Source organism: Streptosporangium sp. H13245, from assembly GCF_055690525.1.
In genome coordinates this window covers 1-17,594 of the sequence record NZ_JBSZKT010000052.1, presented here as the reverse complement: position 1 = coordinate 17,594, position 17,594 = coordinate 1, and the positions used below count along the sequence as shown (strand labels likewise).

The window sequence follows — 17,594 nt, the reverse complement described above, 5'->3', positions numbered from 1 at the left end:
GCGCTTCGAGGAGAGACCACCGTGAGCGATCTCGTGCTCAGCCCGCCGGAACCCGTGGCCAAGGTGCCCACGGAGAAGGCGGCCACCATGCTGCCGATCCCGGAGGGGCGCGACGCCGAACTGGCGGAGAAGGCCGGCGGCTTCGCCGAGGAGCTGAGCGGCCTGGACCCGAGGTCGCCGGAGTTCACCCGCAAGGTGCACGACATCACCTCCATGGGCGACGCGGAGATCCGGGCCTCCTCCCAGGTCGCGAACCGCATGCTGAAGCGTCCGGTGGCCGCGCTGGCGTCCGCCAAGGGTGAGGGCCGGGACGCGCAGGCGGCGGTGGCGGGGCAGCTGGTCGCGCTGCGCCGGACGATCGTCGACCTCGACCCCAAGCAGACGTCCGGCCCGGCCAGAAAGCTGCTGGGACTCATCCCGTTCGGCGATAAGCTGCGCGACTATTTCGCGAAGTATCACTCGGCGCAGAAACACCTCGACGACATCATCCGCGCCCTCAAGTCCGGACAGGACGAGCTGCGCAAGGACAACGCGGCCATCGAGGGCGAGAAGACCAACCTGTGGGAGTCGATGAAGCGGCTGCAGGAGTACGCCCTGCTCGCCGCCGCCCTCGACGCCGCGGTGGAAGAGAAGATCATGTACGTCGAGGCGGCCGAGCCGGAGAAGGCCACCGCCCTGCGCTCGGACGCGCTGTTCGGCATCCGGCAGAAGCACCAGGACCTGCTCACCCAGCTCGCGGTGTCCGCCCAGGGGTATCTCGCGCTGGACCTGGTCCGCAAGAACAACCTCGAACTGATCAAGGGCGTGGACCGGGCGACCACGACGACGATCGCGGCGCTGCGCACGGCCGTGACCGTGGCCCAGGCCCTCGCCAACCAAAAACTCGTGCTCGACCAGATCACGGCGCTGAACAGCACCACCTCCGACCTGATCGTGGCGACCAGCGAGATGCTGCGCACGCAGGCGGCCGACATCCAGACCCAGGCGGCGTCGACCACGGTCAGCATGGACGCGCTGCGCAAGGCGTTCGACAACATCTACGCCACCATGGACACGATCGACACGTTCAAGGCCAAGGCCGTGGAGAACATGGCGATCACCGTGGACAGCCTCACCGTCGAGCTGGACCACGCGCGCACGTACCTGGACCGCTCACAGCGGGGCGACGACCAGGGCTCCGCCCGATGACCGGTATGCGAGCGGGTGTGCTCCGGGCCGGGCGGACGATCGGCGTACGGGCGGGTGCGCGTCCGCCCTGGCGGGCGCTCGTCGTGCTGGCCCTGCTGGTGGCGTCGGCCGCGTGCGGCGGGGCCGACACGCCCGCCGACCCCTCGAACGGCTCCTCGAACGGCCCCTCGAACAGTTCCGCGAACGGCCCCTCGAACGGCTCCGGCGTGCTCCGCGTCCTCGCGGGAAGCGAGGTCGGCGACCTGGAGCCGCTGCTCAGGCGGGCCCAGGACGCCATCGGCGTGCGGGTCACGCTGTCGTACGCGGGAACGCTCGACGGGGCCGACCAGGTGGCGAGCGGCGGCGCGGACAAGCGGTACGACGCGACGTGGTTCTCCTCCAACCGCTACCTGTCGCTGATCGACGGGGCCGCCGCGCGGCTCTCGACCCAGACCAAGGTCATGGTCTCGCCCGTGCTGCTCGGCCTGAAGGCGTCCAAGGCCCGCGAGCTCGGCTGGGACAAGAAGGCGGTGACCTGGAACGACATCGCCTCGGCCGCGAGCGCCGGGAAGTTCACCTTCGGCATGACCAGCCCCGCGGCGTCCAACTCCGGATTCTCGGCGCTGGTCGGCGTGACGGCGGCGCTCTCCGACGCCGGTGAGGCGCTGGAGGAGGCCCAGATCGCCGCGGCGACCCCCAAACTGAAGGAGTTCTTCTCCGCGCAGACGCTCACCTCCGGCTCCTCCGGCTGGCTCGCGGACGCGTACGTCAAGGAGGGCACGGTGGACGGGCTCGTGAACTACGAGTCGGTGCTGCTCGGCCTCAACGCCTCCGGCAGGCTCTCCGAGCCGCTCACGCTGATCTACCCGGGCGACGGGGTGGTGACGGCCGACTACCCGCTCACGCTGCTGAGCTCCGCTACCCCGGAGAAGAAGGAGCTGTACGGGAGGCTCACCGCCTGGCTGCGCACGCCGGAGATCCAGCGGGAGATCATGACCACCACCCACCGCAGGCCCATCGTCCCCCAGGTCGGCCCCGACCCGCGTTTCGGGACCGCGTCGCTGGTGGAGCTGCCCTTCCCCAACCGGCGCGGCGCGGCCGACCAGCTGATCGGCGTCTACCTCAACCAGGTGCGCAGGCCGTCGCGGACCCTGTTCGTACTGGACACCTCCGGCTCGATGCGGGGAGAGCGGATCGACGCGCTCAAGCAGGCGCTGACCGCCCTGTCCGGCGCCGACACCTCCGTCAGCGGGTCGTTCTCGCGCTTCCGCGACCGCGAGACGGTCACGATGATCCCGTTCAGCACGGGCCCCGGCACCCCGGAGACCTTCACGCTGCCCGACCGTGACGCCGAACCGGTGCTCCAGCGGATCCGCTCGTACAGCGCGGGGCTGCGGGCCGAGGGCGGGACCGCGATCTTCGACAGCCTGCGGGCCGCCTACGAGCGGGCGGGGTCGCCGACGTCGGAGGACTTCACCTCGATCGTGCTGATGACGGACGGCGAGAACACCGACGGCAGCTCCTACGACGACTTCGCCGACTACTACGCGTCGCTCCCCGTGAAGTTCAGGACGTTCGTCGTGCTCTTCGGCGACAGCGACGTCGACGAGATGAAACGGATCGCCGAGCTCACCGGCGGGGCGACCTTCGACGCCCGGAAGGGCTCGCTGGCCACGGCCTTCAAGGAGATCCGTGGCTACCAGTAGGATCCTCGCCTACGCCGGGTCGACCAGGAACATCGTCGGGTGCGCCCTCGCCCTCGCCGGGGTCGTCCTCGTCTTCCTCGACCTCGCCGGGGCGTACTGGCCCGTCGTGGTCGCCGGGCTGTACGGCGTCGGGGCGCTGCTGACACCGGCGGACCGGGTGCGGCTCACGATCTCGCACGCGGAGGTGGAGTCGCGGCAGCTGGGCACCGACCTGGACGCCCTGCTGGCCGAGGTCGGCGGGAACCGGTTCCCCGACGACGTGATGACGCGGGTCGGCGCGCTCGCCGAGGTGCTGCGCGACATCCTCCGGCGGGCGGACACGCTCACCTCCTCGCCCGACCACCTGCACATCGTGTCGCAGACGATCAGGGACTACCTGCCGTCCAGCCTGGAGGCGTACGCGAACCTGCCCCGCTCCTACGCGCTCACCCGGCGCGGCGAGCGGGAGCGCAGCGCGCACGAGGAACTGCTCGCCCAGCTCGACCTGCTGGACGGCCAGCTGCGCAAGGTGGCCGAGTCGGTCTACCGGGGCGACGAGCAGGCCCTGCGCGACCAGGGCAGGTTCCTCAGGGACCGGTTCGGCGGCTCCGGCCTGGACCTCTGACCCGGCCGCCGACCCCACCGCCCGACGCCTCCGGCTGACGTCCCCGCCTGGCCCCACCGCCCGGCGACACGGCTCCGGCCAGGACCTCTGCCCCGGCCACCCGACCCCACCGCCCGGCGCTCCGGCGATATCGAGATCGTCGGGCGGAGAGGTCCGACCGGATCCCGCGTTCGCGAAAAGACTTTCGTGCCGTCTTCGCGTCGCCCGTGAGGGGTCTCACCTGGGGGAACAGCGTCCCGGCGGTACGGCCTGCCGGGGTACCGGTGGCATCGGGGCGAACTGGGTGCTTGACCCGCACCTTTCTCCGGGCGTAAAAGTGCGAAAAGAGTTGGATAGCGCTTTCCCACCCTTCGTCCGCGAGCGGCGTCACGGGTCTGCTTGGCGTACTCCGCCGCAGGTCAGCCATGCCCGAAGCCCTCACCCAGGGGGCCGGGGGCAGGCGCGTACGCCGCCCGGTGGACACCGCTCGCCGGGCCCCGGCGACGTGCGCGTGACCGCGGAACGCGGCCCGCCCGCGCCGCCGGTCGGCCCCGGCGCGAGGCCATGGCCGACCCGGCCGGAAGCACGGCAGGTCGGCACTGACGGAACTTGGAGGTTCCACGGTGCGAAGAAGGAAAGGGCTCGGCGGCTCGCCGCTCACCGCGCTCGTGACGTCCCTCGCCCTCGCGGTGATCGGGGCGCTGGTGCTCGTGGCGATGCCCAGCGCGTTCGCCGCCTCGTTGTTCGGCGACGACTTCGAGGACGGCGACTCCAACGGCTGGTCGAAGTCCGGGGGAAGCTGGTCGGTGGTGGCCGACGGCTCCCAGGCGTACCGGCAGTCCGGAACCGGCGCGGACGCCAGGACGGTGGCCGGTGCCGGTTGGTCCGGCCAGGCGGTGCAGGCGCGGGTGAGACCGATCGCGTTCAACGGCACCGGGCGGTACGTCGCGGTGCTGGCCAGGGCGCAGAGCACCAGCAACTACTACTTCCTGGGACTGAGCAACGCGGGCTCGGTCGTCTTGGGCAAACGGACCGGCGGCGCCCCGACGACCCTCGGCTCGGCCTCGGCGACGGTCACCCCGGGCACCTGGTACACCCTCAGGCTTGAGGCGTTCGGCTCGACGCTGCGCGGTTTCGTGAACAACGTGCAGGTCGTGTCGGCGACGGACTCCACCTTCCCCTCCGGCAGGGTGGGCCTCGCCGGTTATTACGCGAGCGCCTCGTTCGACGACGTGCTGGTGACCGATGTCGGCGGGCCGAGCGAGCCGCCGGTCACGCCCACGATCACACCGCCGCCCCCGGGCACCTGCCCCACCTCGGGGACGCCCGTCGGGTTCGCCTCGGTGAACGCCTGGGGCCGGAACGGGACCACCGGCGGCGCGGGCGGGCCGACCGTCGAGGTCGACACCGCGAGCGAGCTGATCTCCGCGATCGGCCAGAGCGGGCCGCTGAACATCTGCGTACGCGGGATGATCACGGTTCCGGCCGGGATGTACGACGTCGCCTCGAACAAGACGATCGTGGGCATCGGCTCCGGCGGCGGCATCAGCGGCGGCGGGCTCAACATCGGCCTTCCCGCGGACAACGCGATCACCTCGCCGCCCGCGAACGCCGTGAACAACGTCATCATCCGCAACCTGACGTTCCGGAACGCCAGCGACGACTCGATCAACGTGCAGATGTTCTCCCACCACGTCTGGATCGACCACAACGACCTGGCCGACGGGTACGACGGGCTCATCGACATCAAGCGCGGCTCGTCGTACGTTACCGTGTCGTGGAACCACACGCACGACCACACCAAGAACATGCTGCTCGGCCACGACGACGGCAACAGCGCGCAGGACGTCGGCCGGTTGAAGGTCACCTACCACCACAACTGGTTCAACCAGACGCCGCAGCGCAACCCCCGGGTGCGGTTCGGCGAGCCGGTGCACGTGTTCAACAACTACTACGTCTACAACACCGACGTCGGGGTGGCCTGCCAGCTGAACGCCGGATGCCTGGTCGAGGGCAACTACTTCGAACGGGTCGAGGTGCCCGCGACGAACACCTACGCCGGTAGCGCGGGCAGGTGCGTCGCGCGGAACAACGTGCTCGACGACTCCGGGCCGCCCGAGTGCGGCGGGAGCGTGCAGGAGGCGAGCTCGTACTACGGCTACACCCTGGACGACCCGAACTCCGTGAGGGCGATCGTCAGCGCGGGAGCGGGGGTCGGCAAGATCGGCGGCTGACCTCCTCCCCTGATCTTCCCGGGATTTCCCTGGGTTTCCCGGAACCTCGCGGGCCGGGGCCCGGCGGGCGGCTCACTCCGCGCCCGCCGGGCCTACCGCCCATTTCTCATGAATTGCATTGACCACCTTCTGTCAACCCAATCCCAAAGGCATCGGCGGGCGGACGGTTCTCGCGGAATATGGCTCCCGGGAATATTGACGAATTCATCGCCCGAGTACACCGTCATGAAAGCCGGAAAGGCGACGGCCCGCCGGGAGGCGTGGGATGACCGCCGCACCGGACGCGGGTTCGCCAACCACACGGAGAACCATGTCATGAGGGTGTACATGCCGATCCTGAAGGGGCGGGCCGCCGAGTTCCTGGCCCTGGGGAAGCTCTCCGAGGAGCTCCGGCCCTCCGTACGGCCGCTGATCGAGATGATGCCGCAGGAGTCGGACAGCGGTGACGAGAACCGTTCGGTAATCGAGAGCGTGGCCGCTTTCGAGAAACGCGTGGAGGAGCATCTGCCCGACAACCGCGTTTTCGCGGTGGACTGCCGCCGCGTGCTCGACAGGTACAGAAAGCCGGACAACCGCGGTGTCATGTCGATGGTGTCCAACGCCGTGGGGAAACTCGGCTATCGCATGATCCCGGTGGTACGGCCGGACGACGGCGAGCACGCGTTCCTGAGCGCGGGGTACGCAGCCGCGCGGCACCGGAAGGGGGCCTGCCTCCGCGTGCCCTGGTCCGAGCCGCGCACCCCCGCGGACGACGCCCGGCTGTCGCGGCGGATCCGCGACCAGCTGGGCCTGGGGTTCAAGGACATCGACCTCGTGCTCGACCTGTGGGCGGTCGACTCCGACGCCCTGCTGAGGGACCGTACCGCCGCCGCCTGGCAGGCGCTCACCTGGGCGAAACGGTTACCGGTGCGTTCGGTCACCCTGGCCGCCGGGGCGTTCCCCAGGACCCTCGCCGACATCCCCTTCGACACCCCGGTGGCCATCCCCCGGCGGGACGCCGTCCTGTGGACGACCGTCGCGGCCTCGCACACCGCGACCGAACTGTCCTACGCGGACTACGGCGTGTTCAGCCCGCGGGTGTCACCGGGGCGGAACCCGCACCCGAACCTGCGGTACGCGGTCGACGGCCAGTGGTACGCCTACCGGTGCGAGCGGCGCGAGGGCCCCGGCGCCCTCGCGGGCTTCGACAACCTGTGCAGGGCGGTGGTCGCCGATCTCCGGCCGTCCAGGGGAGCGGCGTTCTCGTGGGGCGACGAGCAGATCGAGCGCTTCGCCAACGGGCAGCCGCTGCTGCCGAGGAGACCGGAGTCGTGGCACGCCTGCAGCCTGTCGCACCACTTCGCCATGGTGCTCGAACGGCTGACCCACCTCAGACGACCGTGATCAGTGGGTGTCGCGGCCGTCGGAGCGGATCTCGTCGCGGGCCGCTGAACGGGTCTCAGTGCGAGTCTCGGAGCGGGTCTCGTCGCGGGCCGCTGAGCGGGTCTCAGTGCGAGTCTCGTCGTGGATCTTTGAGCGGGTCTCGGTGCGGGTCTCGTCGTAGGTCTCGTCGCGGGAAAGGATGCTCTCCATCCACGCCACCGCCGTAGCGGCCACCTGCGTCAGCTGGGCGTACAGGCGCTTGTCGAGCTCCTCCCGGCCGGTGTCGAACCTGTCGCGGCCGAACTCCCTTCCGATCCCGCCGACCTGCTCGACCAGGCCCGCCAGTTTCGCCACCTCGACGAGGTGCGGGTTCGACGGGTCGGGCCCCTCGGCCCGCTGCCTGCGGCGTTCCCGCTCGACCTCGGCCAGGGCGCCCTCCAGCCGCAGCCGGTGCGCGTGGTCGGTGACCGACTCGACGATGAACTCGGCGACCTCCCTGGGCTGCTCCGCGTCGAGAACCTCCAGATAGAGGGAGTAGTCGTCACCGTCGCCTCCGGCAACCGCCCAGACGCCGGTCTCCTTCTCCTCGTGGTTGGTCTCGCCGGGAACGACCCGCCAGGTGGTGAGATCGACGGATCCGAGCTGCTCGCACTTGGGGACCACGATGTCCTCCTGCTCGTGTTCGCGGATGAGGCGGTCGCGCGTGGTGGTCTCCCATCGTGCCGGGCTTGATGATCGGTGAGGCCGGAACGGCCAGATTCGTCTGCGCCACCGGGGACGGGTGGGCACTCGGACGGCGGTTGTCCCGGAACGCCCGTCCCCCGTATCCGGGAACCGGCGCACCGGTGCCGTACCGCCCGGCTCGCCGCCTTCGGGACGGTCTTCGTCCGGGCGGGCCCGAGTGGGACGGGTGGGGCGGGTGCGTGGCGGTACCCTCCCCCCTTCCGGCCGAGGCAGGACAGCTGCGGGAGTGTCCCGAACTCTGGCGGACACGTCCAGATGCTTCCCAAGCTTGAACATGCTCGCTCTGAGTAGTCCCATTGGCGCTCACGGCAACAGCGAGGTGGCCCGCGGCATGCGGGCCACCCCTCCCCAAAAGGAAGAAGACCACGATGAACCGCACCACGATCGCCGCCGGACTGGTCGCTCTCGGCGCCGTCCTGACCGCGCCCGCGCTCGCCGCCGGTCCGGCCCACGCGACGGCGTCCCCCTCCGACCCCTGGGACGGGATCGGCCTCGGCCTCGGAAACGGGGCCGGGAGCGGCATCACCTTCGGGAACGGGACCGGGAGCGGCCTCAACCTCGGAGACGGGACCGGGAACGGGATCGGCCTCGGAGGCGGCATGCCGCTCATCGGCTACGGCAACATCGGCCTCCTCTAGACACTCAGAGGTAACGGGTCCCGGTGGTCTCGTCCCCTCCAGGCCGAGACCACCGCCGAGGCCGGTGCCCCCGTCAGGCGAGGCGTACGGTGACCGTGTTCGAGCCGCCGCCCCGGCTCGCCAGGCGTCCGAAGGTGAGCGTTAGCCTCGCGCCGGTCGTGGCGCTCGCCAGGAGAGGGTGTCCGTGGAGCACCTCGGTCACCGGCCGGTTCCAGGTCACGGCCAGCTCGTTCAGGTCGCGCCGGGGGTCCGACACGGTCAGCGTGGCCGTACCGTCGCCGCGCTCCCTGACGAGGACCGCGCACGGGGCGGAGGCGGCGAGGTCACCGGCGGTTCCGTCGTTCCAGAAGGTGACGGCGGTGATCCCGAGTGACGGGACCTGGACACCTTGCTGCCGGGCGGTGTTGGCGAGCACGCGCGCCCAGCCGGGGTCGGCGGCGCGGGCCCTGGTCTCCGCCAGGCTCGCGCCCGGCAGGAGCAGATAGACGTAACCGGCCGAGACGGGGTCGACCCCGTGGTCGAACCAGAGGGTCGCATAACTCCGGGCCACCTGGTCCGGGCCGTTGCCGCGTGCCCCGCTCGGCGCCGAAACACCGATGCGTGCCTCACCCTGGGACGGGCCGCCGGTACGTGCCCCGCCCGGTGCCGGGTCCCGGTCGCCGGTGCGTGTCTCGCGCAGCGTGCGCAGGCGGGTGCCGCAGGGCAGGACGTAGCCGCCGTGCCCCTCCAGGTGTGCCCAGCCCTTCCCCTCGTCCACGGTGAGGAGCGCGTCGGTCCTGCGGTTGTCCACGACGGTCTCGACGGGCACGCCGTCCTCGGCGGTGATCCCGGCGCCGAGGCAGACCACCGCGTCGTCGAGGAAGACCCACGACTTGAAGGCCTCCAGGGTGCTCTCGAAGCCGTTCAGGTGCTGGCCGACCGTCGCGTACACGCCGTCGGTGGCGCCGCCCACCCAGCGGCCCGGCGGGCAGGTGTCCCCCCACGCCTCGCCCGCGCCGTCGGCCAGCCGCCGGGTGGAGACGGTCGTACCCGGCGGGCGGTAGGGGTCGACGGTGGCCCAGAAGGAGTCGGAGTACTGGTCGCCGTGACCGTCGGCCCACCAGTAGAGCATTCCCGAACCGGTGTGCCAGCCCCGGAGGTTCTCGCCGTTGCCGTGCTCGTAGTGGCCGATGCGATGGGAGGCCATGCTGAGGCCCGCGCACCAGCCGGGTCCACTCCGCGCACCGCGAGCCGGGCCGGTGCGCGGGGCGCGGTGCACGGCGCGGGCGCTCATCGCGAGCAGCCGGTGCCCCTCGGGCTCGCCGGTCGCGGGGACGGTGTCGTCGTCCAGGATCGCGGCGAGGCGCGCGTGGAACCCCAGGTCGTCGTTCTCGGCCGCTTCGAGCATGGGCCTGTGGGTGTTCCGCAGCGCCCACCCCTTCACCATGCCCTGCCAGCGGGACCGCTCGGCCGCGGAGGCGGTCTCCCCCAGCAGCAGGATCGCGGAGGCGATCGCGCGCCCCCTGTCGTGGTCCCCGTACGGCCGCCTGCCGATCGCCCGGCCGCTGACCAGGTCCATGCAGAAGCCGTCGTGGACGACCGGCGCGAACGTCCTCTCGACGCTGTCGAAGACGACCTGCCGGTTCGGGTCGGTGATCTCCCACGGCGAGCCGCGCAACACCGCGAACAGCGTCGCGAGACCGGACAGCAGCGACGCTCCGTACGTCCCCTGATAGGGGACGGTCGTGTGCTGGACGAAGGAGCCGTCCCGGTAGAACCCGTCGCCCTCGGTGACGTAGGGGAAGACCGGGGAGAGCGCGGAGACGGCCAGCGCGGCCTTCGCCGGGTCGGAACCGAGGACGGCGCGCAGCAGCGTCACCACGCACAGGTCCACCCGGTTGGCCCCGGTGCTGGTCCCGCTGTAGTCGTCCAGGTGGCACTCGGGCAGGAAGTGGTCCACCGCCTCCCGCAGCGCCTCGCTCCGCCGGTCCGTCAGGTGCGGGCCGATCAGCAGGGCCGCGTCGAGGAGGTTCCTGGGGGTGCCGATCCGCCAGTACCACCAGTTGCCGACCTCGTCGGCGCCCGCGGCGTACACCCTCCGCCGGTAGTGGTCGATGCCGCCCGCGACGGCCGAGGCCAGGCTCGCGTCGCCGGTCAGGCCGGTCCCCGGCAGGGCGTACGCGCGGGCCATGGTCCGCAGCCTGGCCGGGGTGGCGCCGAGCGAGGGGAACGCCAGGTCGGGCCAGAGCGACGCGCCGGTCGGCGCCATGGCGTCCCGGTATCCGGCCGCCCTCGCCCCCAGCCTCGCCAGCCAGGTCCGGTACGGCTCGGCCGTCGCGTCGAACCCCGACCCGGCCGTCACGTCCCGCCACCGGTGGCGCAGCGGGACGAAGGGGTCGATCGACGCACGCGGCGTGGTCTCCGTACGCGCGGCGTACGCCGGGATCAGCGCTCCCGCCGTGGTGACACCGCCGAGCCGGAGAAACGATCTCCGGGAATGTCCGTTCACGCGTAAATTGTCGGGCGGAAGTCATCCGCGCCGCAGGAGATCAGAGGTCCACGTCGCGGGAGGCGACCACGCGGACCCCCTCGGGTTCGCGGCCCGCCGGGGTGACCACGACCCGCCTTCCCCGCTCCTCGTAGCCGTGCTCGGTCAGCCACAGCAGGGTGTACGGGTCGAGCTGGCTGAAGTCGACCGGGGAGGCGGGCGAGAAGATGTCGTCGCCGGACGAGACGTCGCCGGTGTCGCCTTCGACGATCGACAGGGTGTACGCGGTCATGGCAGCCCCCGAGCCGTGGTTGTCCTCGGGAGTCTCATACCCCGTCGCGCGGATCCGCCTTCCGTGAGGCCGGTCGTCCGTGGCACGCGTCACACGGGGACCATGACGAAAGCCACTTAAGGTATATAACGGACAAAACTCCCCTTCTTCGAGGAGCTTCCCCTCGGGGCGCGTACGGCCGACCGCGAAGAGCGCGCCCCCGGATATCCCCGGATATCCCCGGATGCCCCCGCCCCTGCCGACCGGAAAGTCACGCGATGAGCCAGGACGACACCAGACCGCACACCGACTTCGAGATCGACCTCACCCTTGAGGAGACCCGCCGCCGCGCCGCGGTCATGGCGGCGCTGGAGCCCGGCTGGGACCCGGTGGCGGCGATGCGGGCCGAGGAGGAGGCGTACGACCTCCTCTACTCCAACCTCGACGAACGGCAGCGGGAGACCTACGACATGCTCGTGACCGCCGGTGTACTCCCCCGGAGAGGGCACGGCCGTGCTGCCACTTGACCCGCACGCCGACCTCGGGCGCAGGGCGTGGGTGCCCTGCCCCTCCTGCCGGGATCACCGCGACTGCGGCGACTGCCTCGGCGGGCGCAACTGCGGGGAGCACTGGCGCTATCTCCTCGGCACCACCGGGAGCCTGCTGCACCTGCAGTGCCCGGCGTGCGCCCACCTGTGGAACCACGAGACGGGCTTCGGCGCGGGGAGCGACACCACCCGCCACTGACCCCGAAGCCGTGGGCCGGTCGCGGTTCCGGCGACCGCCCGGGGGCGGAGGGCCGCCGTCCGCGCGCCCCCGGAAAAGCAGGGGTTCCAATTAGCCGAACACGGGCCGGTAGCCGAACGGTCAAACAGAGGAAACGTATACATATCAAGTTGCTATGACGGCTTGCAACAATCCGGAGTGGGAAACGGTTGCGCGATCGTCCGGTACGCGACGAGGGCTCCGGAGCCCCGCCGGAAAGCCCAACGGGAGACGAACGACCGGCCTGCCCCAGGGAAATGGCAGTTCAACAAGAAACATGAAGGATCATCCGAAACCTCTGGATGGCCGTACGTCTCTAGAGAACTCGTGGCACGGTCCACCCGCAGGATGGCAGCAGGTGGGGGCATTGCCTGTTTCGGACAGCCCGTATTTCTACTTAAGTGTTAAGTTATAACCCAATAACCATAAGTGTCAATTACTGAGCCCTTTACCTTCCAAATAGATCACGGTCAGTCTAATATTTGGACCTATGTCATGGCGTGCATCAGATTTCCCAGATGGACAGGCTGGGTCCTCTGGCCGTGGCAGTGGTTCCTCTAGGCACGATTCCGAACACGCATCCGACTGGCATCCCGAACGCCTCCTGTCATTCGATTGGCGGAAGGTTATTCTGTTCACGGCGGTTTTAGTGATCATCGCCGTGGCCGCGTTCTGGCTCGCGACCAGAGCACCCTCCGGTTCGTCCCTGGCGGCGAACCCCACTCCCGACCCCTCGGACACCGGCTGGGGGAAGGCGGCCTCCTCGCCCTCACCGACGCCGACCCCCTCCCGCTCCACTCCCAAACCGACCCCGAAGCCCACCCGAAGCGGCACGGGCACGTCCCCCCGCCCCGAGGCCACTCTCACGAAGAAGCCGGAGAGGCCACGGAGCGAGACCAGGACCACCCCGCCGGCCGCCGACCCGCCGACCGGGTCCCGCTCGCCCGAGCTCACCGCCAAGGAGGCGTACGGCATCCACGGCCGTTACCAGCGAGGGCTGTCGGTGGCCCAGGCCAGGAAGGACCAGGCGGCCATGGCGAAGCTGGAGCACGGGCTCGCGCTGGAGATGACGCGGGCGGGTTTCAAGACCGCCGAGATGCAGGGGACCTCACTGGCGACGGGGATATGGCCCAACCCCCAGGTGTGGATCCCGCGCCACGTGGAGGGCGCCGCCGACTGGTTCGTCGCGGTCTCGTACGAGCCCGGCGTCGCCAGGATCGTCGACGTGATGAGCTCGGCCCCCGGGGGCTGGCGGCTCGTCGCCTCGGCCGCCGACACGCGCGCCACCCCGGGACGGTTCCCCAAGATCGCCACCGACGGCGAGGGGTACGCGACGAGCCTCCCGGAGAACGCCACCGGGCTGAGCTCCACCCCTCGGCAGATCGCCCGCGCGCATCTGGCGAGCCTGGAGAACGCCGAGGTCGACCCTCGGTTCGACGAGGGCCCGTGGACCAGCGAGGCCGCGCTGTTCTGGCAGCAGGAGCGCGCCCAGCTGGACCAGGCCGACTGGAAGCTCGCGCTGTCGTACCGGCTTGAGGGACCGGTACGCGCGCTCAGGACCAGTGACGGGGGCGCCCTGGTCTGGTACGGAGCCCGATCCACCGAGCTCCGCGAGGCGGTGCGGGAAGGGGCGAAGGTCAAGCTGAAGGGCTCGGCCGCCGTCCGTACCCGCGACAAGTCCTTCGCCAACTCGGTGAGCGCCACATACGGACGCATGTATGTGACACATGTCCCCCCCGCCGGCTCGAACGAGCCCGCTCGCGTGCTGGGCGAGTGGAGCGACGTCCTGGAAAGCCACGGCGACTGACGTTTTCACCGGAAGAAAAGGAACATTCTAATGACACCCTCACGTAAGCCATCGCGCGCGACGGTGATCACTGCGAGTGTCGCGATCGGTGTCTTCGGCGCCGGCGCCGGACTGGGAACCGTCATCGCCATTCGCCCCGACCCCGGCGAGGGGCAGGTGATGCGGCTCGCCGCGGGAACGTACCTCCTCGACGACCAGGCGGGAGCCTGGACGTCGAGCGCGGCACCCGGCGGCGACCAGCCGCTCCCGCTCTCCGGCGCCGACGCGGGCAGCACGATCGCGGACGGTGCCAAGCCGGCCGCCGCCGCCGGTGACCAGCGGGTCTGCCTGACCACCACCACCGACGGGCACGCGCTCGGGTCCTCCGCGGAGGGGTGTGTCGCCCTTCCCGTCCTGGGGGTCGCCGCCGCCGCGGCCGCGCCGCTCCAGCGGCCGGGAAACCCCAAGAGCACGCCGACCCCGCCGTCGGCTCCCAAGACGACCGCGCCGAAGCCCACGGCGACCAAGAAGGCCGACCCGCCCGCCCGGCCCGACCCGGCGCCGGTCCAGCCCGCCCCCAACCCCGGGCCCGCGCAGCCTCCCGCCCAGCCCCCGCCGGTGAACAACCAGCCCGTCAGGCCCCCCGCCCCACCGCCGCCGACCCCGACGAAGAAGATCAGCGGCAACATCTCGGAGAGCGACAACGAGAGCGGCAGCGTCATCGAGCGCCCGGTGGAGAACGTCGAGGTCGTCTCGCCGCCCAAGCCCGCTCCCGAGGCCGGTGGGACGAGGTCCTCGGACCCCTCGCGGCCGTCGCAGCCCCAGCCCACCGGCGGGAACGGGCGGTCGCAGTCGCCGCCGACCAACGGCGACAGGCAGCCGCAGCCCCAGCCGCAGCCGACCGGCGGGAACCGCCAGCCGGACGGGAACAGGCAGCCGGACGGGAACCGTCAGCCCGACGGGAACCGGCAGCGGCCGCAGCCGACCGGTGGCCTCAGGCCCTCGCAGCCCCAGCCCCAGCCCACCGGAGGGAACGGGCAGCAGCCCCGGCCCACCGGTGACGTCAGGCCCCCGCAGCCCGGGGACGGCGCCAGGAACCCCCGGCCGACGGGCACCCTGAGGCCCGCGGTCCGGTCGGGTCGCGGCGGGCCGATCGTGCCCTCGGGCGAGGTCACCCTCCCCACGGCGCCCCCCGAGACCAGGCCGACCGGCGACCCTGGCAGGCCCTCGACGCTGCCGATCCCGGCGACACCGACCGCGCGCGGCGGCAACCTGGAGCCGGTCCAGCCGCCCGGTGGTAACAAGCGCACGCAGGCGCCCAGCCCGTCGCGGAAGCTTCCCTCGGCCGGGCCTTCGCAGTCCGTAAAGCCGCAGCCTTCCGTCGGCCCCGGTGAGAACGCGTCGCAGGGTCCCGACGGGACCGTGCTCATGCCGGCCACCCCGCGGCTTCCCGGCGGCGGCCCGGACGGCGGCGTCTCGCTGCCGGTCTTCGAGAACCCCGAGCTCCTGCGGCGCGCCTACGAGGCCCTCGGGCTGGACAGGGGCATGCGCTACACGGACGAGAACGGCGTGTGGGACCTCAACATCGCCCCGCCGGGCACCCCGCCGTGCCGTAACTACACCGCCGACGAGATCCAGGCGCTCAGCGCGACCCGGGGGCCGACCCCGTCCGCCCAGGGCGACCAGGCGATGATCCCCCGCGACTCGTGCCTGTGGCCCGCCTTCATCCGCTGGCTGTACGCCGAGCCCGCGCCCGGCCAGATCAGCAACTGGACCAAGTTCACCGGACTGCCCCAGCGGAACCTGGAGCTCGTGGTGACCGATCCTCCGCCCGTCCCGCTTCCCAGCCCGCTCCCCAGCGAGAGCACCCTCCCGCGGCCCGACCAGGGACAGCCTGACCAGGGACAGACCGACCAGCGGCAGCCCCAGCAGCAGCCCGACCAGCGGCAGGGCGTCCCCGGCCAGGAGGAGCCCTGGCAGCCGGACACGGGCGGGCTGGACCCCGCCCAGCCGGGACCCGGGGACGGCGTGGCCCCCAGGGATCCCGGGGGCGGCGGGGACAACGCCCCCGAGGGCTGGCGGGGCGAGAACACCGCTCCCTTCCAGTCCGACCAGGGCCGGCCCGACCGGGGCCAGGTCGAGCCGGACCCGGTCGAGTACGACGGCCGATGAGCACACCCACCGGAACCGGGCGTCTCACGCCCGGCCCCGGCCAGGGGGCAGCCTGGGTGCGTGAGCATGGCGCGCACCTGATGGACTACGCCGCCTCCCACCTCGAACCCGGCAGGACGCACGCGGCGGTCGTCTCCGCGCTGGCGTCCGGCCGGGCCGAGGCCGCTCCCGGAGGCGTCACGGCCCGGGGACGACTGCTGGCCGCACTGCGACGTGACTGCCGCACCTCTCCGGGGTACCGGGAGCGGTACGTGCCGGGTTCGGGGCCCGGCATGCCCGACGCCTCGCTGATCGAGCGGGTGTGGACGATCGTCGACCCCCTGGGCACGGAGACCCTCAGGCTGACGTACCGTCACGCGCTCGGCATGGAGGATCTCTCCCACGTGCTGGCGATGCCCGTCGACGAGGTCGCCAGGCTCGCCACCCGTACCCAGGACCTGATCGAGACCCTGGTGAGCGGGCTGGACGCGCTCGCCCACGGGCGGCGTACCTGCCCGGAGCTCGCCCCGCTGGTGGAGGACGTCTTCCCCGGCGTCTTCCCCGGCGGGACCGAGGCGCCCTCTCCCCCGGACCCGGAGGACGCCCAGGCGAGCCTGCTCTCTCACATGATCAGGTGTTCCGTGTGCACGCGGCCGATCAACATCCGCTACACGGTGCCGCAGATGATCTCCCATCCTCCGGTCGCGCCGCTCTCCGCCGAGGAGCGGCAGCGGCTCACGGATTCGCTGCCTCCCGAGGTCACCGGCGCGGCGACCTCGGAGGCGGTTCCCGAGGCGGCCCCGCCCGCGCGCCCGGCCCGTGGCGGGTCTCCCGTCCTGTCCGCCCCTCCGGGAGGTGGCCGCTCCCCGGTCCTTCCCGCGTCCCCGCCCGGGGGCCGGACCCCCGCCCCACCCGGACACCGGTCCCCCGCGTCACCTGGGCACCGGTCCTCCGGGTCGCCCACGTCGCCCGCGTCCCCGGCCGCGGGCCGCGCCACGACCGGCGGTGCCGGGGGGGCGCCGCCCGCGCCCAGGGTCGGTACGCCTCCCTACCCTCCGGTGGCGTCGAAGCCTCCCGCGAAGCCACCGGCCGCGACACCGTCGAGTACGGCGTCGGGCGCGGTGTCAGGCGCGGCATCGAGTACGGCGTCGGGTGCGGTGTCGCCGGTCGCGGCGCCGGGAGACAGGCCGGGGGCGGGCTCCTCCGATCCCGCCAACCCCTCCGGCCTGCCCCCGCTGCCCGCCCTGCCGCCCCGCAGGACCCGGCCCTCCCGCCCGCCGTCCGCGCCACCCGTACCGGGACACGACACCCCGCTCTACGACGCCCTGCTCACCCAGGCGTGGGCGCGCGAGGTCCTCGCCCAGAGCGAGGAGCTCACCGGCACCATCCCCAGGCAGGAGCCGCCCGCCGCCAAACCGGTCGCCAAGGCCGAGCCCGTCGTCATCGCCGGGCAGGCGTCCGTCGAGATGCGCGACACCGGCACACGCGACGCCGACACACGTGAAACCGACGTACGTGAAACCGGGGTACGTGACACCGGGGCGCGCGGCCCCAGGGTGCGCGACCCCGGGTTACGTGACACCGGGGCGCGCGGCTCCAGGGCCCGTGACGCCGGGGTGCTCGACGACTTTCCGCATCACACCGGCGTCGGTACCGCCGAGCGCGGCCAGGTAGTCGGTCATCTCGTGGCGGTCGAGGGGGACCAGCTCCACCGGTGTCA

The 17,594-nt window shown here is 71.7% G+C and carries 13 protein-coding genes and 1 pseudogene; 11 read left to right on the top strand and 3 right to left on the bottom strand.

All coding sequences use genetic code 11. From position 1 onward, the window contains the following. The first annotated feature begins 21 nt into the window (after window positions 1-21). From ACW9TB_RS37135 to ACW9TB_RS37115, 5 genes are all read left to right on the top strand, one after another. Window positions 22-1,188, top strand: coding sequence for a toxic anion resistance protein (locus ACW9TB_RS37135; protein ID WP_472752803.1), 1,167 nt, complete (start codon window positions 22-24; stop codon window positions 1,186-1,188). Next, a complete protein-coding gene (locus ACW9TB_RS37130; protein ID WP_472752802.1) occupies window positions 1,185-2,873 on the top strand; it encodes an extracellular solute-binding protein in 1,689 nt (562 codons plus the stop codon). The genes ACW9TB_RS37135 and ACW9TB_RS37130 overlap by 4 nt, the downstream gene beginning before the upstream one ends. Further along, a complete protein-coding gene (locus tag ACW9TB_RS37125; RefSeq protein WP_472752801.1) occupies window positions 2,860-3,477 on the top strand; it encodes a hypothetical protein in 618 nt (205 codons plus the stop codon). The genes ACW9TB_RS37130 and ACW9TB_RS37125 overlap by 14 nt, the downstream gene beginning before the upstream one ends. 602 nt (window positions 3,478-4,079) lie before the next feature. Continuing rightward, window positions 4,080-5,690 carry a pectate lyase family protein gene (locus ACW9TB_RS37120; protein WP_472752800.1) on the top strand — a complete coding sequence of 537 codons (1,611 nt, stop codon included), beginning with the start codon at window positions 4,080-4,082 and terminating at the stop codon, window positions 5,688-5,690. A gap of 315 nt (window positions 5,691-6,005) precedes the next feature. Further along, window positions 6,006-7,073, top strand: a complete 1,068-nt coding sequence (locus ACW9TB_RS37115; protein ID WP_472752799.1) for a beta family protein — start codon at window positions 6,006-6,008, stop codon at window positions 7,071-7,073. Here ACW9TB_RS37115 and ACW9TB_RS37110 read toward each other — a convergent pair whose 3' ends face one another. Then, window positions 7,074-7,715, bottom strand: coding sequence for a hypothetical protein (locus ACW9TB_RS37110; protein WP_472752798.1), 642 nt, complete (start codon window positions 7,713-7,715; stop codon window positions 7,074-7,076). A 449-nt stretch (window positions 7,716-8,164) separates the two neighbouring features. Between ACW9TB_RS37110 and ACW9TB_RS37105 the strand changes: the two genes are divergently transcribed. Next, entirely contained in the window at window positions 8,165-8,434 is a 270-nt protein-coding gene (locus ACW9TB_RS37105) for a hypothetical protein (RefSeq protein WP_472752797.1), read from the top strand. A 73-nt stretch (window positions 8,435-8,507) separates the two neighbouring features. On the opposite strand, the gene ACW9TB_RS37100 is transcribed toward ACW9TB_RS37105, so the two are convergent. Together ACW9TB_RS37100 and ACW9TB_RS37095 are read right to left on the bottom strand one after the other, a co-directional pair. After that, window positions 8,508-10,922, bottom strand: coding sequence for a polysaccharide lyase 8 family protein (locus ACW9TB_RS37100; RefSeq protein ID WP_472752796.1), 2,415 nt, complete (start codon window positions 10,920-10,922; stop codon window positions 8,508-8,510). Between the two features lie 40 nt (window positions 10,923-10,962). Then, complete coding sequence (locus ACW9TB_RS37095; protein ID WP_472752795.1) at window positions 10,963-11,193, bottom strand: hypothetical protein; 231 nt, start codon at window positions 11,191-11,193, stop codon at window positions 10,963-10,965. A gap of 257 nt (window positions 11,194-11,450) precedes the next feature. On the opposite strand from ACW9TB_RS37095, the gene ACW9TB_RS37090 reads away from it, so the two are divergent. From ACW9TB_RS37090 to ACW9TB_RS37070, 5 genes and pseudogenes are all read left to right on the top strand, one after another. Continuing rightward, entirely contained in the window at window positions 11,451-11,699 is a 249-nt protein-coding gene (locus tag ACW9TB_RS37090) for a DUF6400 family protein (protein ID WP_472752794.1), read from the top strand. Continuing rightward, window positions 11,686-11,919: a hypothetical protein gene (locus ACW9TB_RS37085; RefSeq protein ID WP_472752793.1), complete on the top strand. Its 234-nt coding sequence runs from the start codon at window positions 11,686-11,688 to the stop codon at window positions 11,917-11,919. Before ACW9TB_RS37090 ends, ACW9TB_RS37085 begins: the two co-directional genes overlap by 14 nt. A gap of 667 nt (window positions 11,920-12,586) precedes the next feature. Next, window positions 12,587-13,744, top strand: a complete 1,158-nt coding sequence (locus ACW9TB_RS37080) for a DUF8094 domain-containing protein (RefSeq protein ID WP_472752792.1) — start codon at window positions 12,587-12,589, stop codon at window positions 13,742-13,744. Window positions 13,745-13,774: 30 nt separating this feature from the next. After that, window positions 13,775-15,895 (top strand): hypothetical protein, encoded by a 2,121-nt coding sequence (locus ACW9TB_RS37075; RefSeq protein ID WP_472752791.1) that lies wholly within the window; start codon window positions 13,775-13,777, stop codon window positions 15,893-15,895. A gap of 56 nt (window positions 15,896-15,951) precedes the next feature. Next, a pseudogene (locus ACW9TB_RS37070) lies at window positions 15,952-17,594 on the top strand (hypothetical protein); the annotation flags it as partial.